At 54.0% G+C, this 1348-nt stretch carries 1 protein-coding gene; it reads left to right on the forward strand.

The genetic code is table 11. The features are described 5' to 3' along the window. Positions 1-379: 379 nt before the first annotated feature. Positions 380-1078, forward strand: coding sequence for a hypothetical protein (locus HV796_RS42435; protein ID WP_175233574.1), 699 nt, complete (start codon positions 380-382; stop codon positions 1076-1078). Positions 1079-1348 lie beyond the last annotated feature (270 nt).

Here is a 1348-nt window from a genome sequence, read left to right on the forward strand (position 1 = left end):
AGGGGCAGATGCAAGGTGGGAGCCAAACTCCTGCTGCACAGTTTTACTCGTTGGTCAAATAAGCATTACTTAGCATATTCCCTTTATTCGACCAATCATCGTTATTGCGACAGAACCGAGCAGGACGCGTCTGCACAAGCGTGGGCAACAGGTGATATCGTGCGATGCCGGTCATCAGTATCGTGAGTGGCGCCGGCACGTCACCATGCGACTCATGTGATGCACGGGGGCCTTGTTAAGCGGCTTTGCCACGGCAGAGAAAACCCTTCTATATGCAATTCCTGTTTCGCCGACTAACCAACGATGCAGATGGCCGCATGCAATGTATTGCATGCGCGCCCGAAGTACTGGATTACGTCGCGGACCTTGACTGAACCTGATGGAATACAATTTTGCATTCGGCAATTCGGGAGTGGCGACCAATGGCGCGGCCTCCGGTTCCTATGATTATGGTGCTGCCTCGTCCGGGTCAGCCATGACGCCGCTACCCGTGACGTTCTATTCATACAGCAACCCGCACTGGGCAGTGTTGGGTCAGGCCGCTCGTTCCCGCGCAGATAGTGCCGGCGCGTCGCATTCGCGCGCCTTCACCGTGTCACAAAGTAGTTCTCCATCCGTTGATATGGCTCATGTAGGGGATGCTGAACTCGGTCCGGAACTGCCTGACAATGACAAGCGCAAGGCGTATTATCGCGCCGATCGGCGCCCACTGGCTGGTATCTTCAGGGCAGGCCTATATACCAAAGGTTTTGGACAGGACGTGGAAAGGCACGTGCGCACCAACTACCCATGCGATCTGGTTTCGTTGACTCCCTCTTCGGCGGCGGCCATCAAATTTGCAACCGAGAAATCGGGCGCAAAAAATATTGTCAAGGTTGGAATTGAAATCGGCAGCCCCAGTGTTATCGACGTAAACAAATTCTTTAAAGAAGAACTCGGTAAAAAAAATCCTCATTCCGAAGAGCAGGAGCACGTGCACATCGGCGATATTCCTGCATCCAAGGTATTCGGCGGTCAACGGATCAACATGGCAGGGCAGCCCGTCGGGCCGTTTGAGTGCAACAAAGGATACAAATGAGACAAGCTGTCGGCCTAGTTCGGGGTGTGGAACTGCATGAGAGATGAGGGTTCTGTCGCATTAAGGCGGAGAAGGTAAAATTCGAGGCTGACGAAAACGCTTGGCCGCGCGATGAAGAAGACACTGACGCCACGAACGACGCTGGCACCGCATTACGGTTCTGGTGCAATTAGATAAGCGAGTTGGTCGGGTAGCCCGATCCTCTTACGAAGATCGGGCCCCCCGAGAACCGTACGTGCGAGTTTCCCCGCATACGGCTCAAATCTACAA

This window comes from Paraburkholderia humisilvae (assembly GCF_902859855.1).
Classification (GTDB): Bacteria; Pseudomonadota; Gammaproteobacteria; order Burkholderiales; family Burkholderiaceae; genus Paraburkholderia; species Paraburkholderia humisilvae.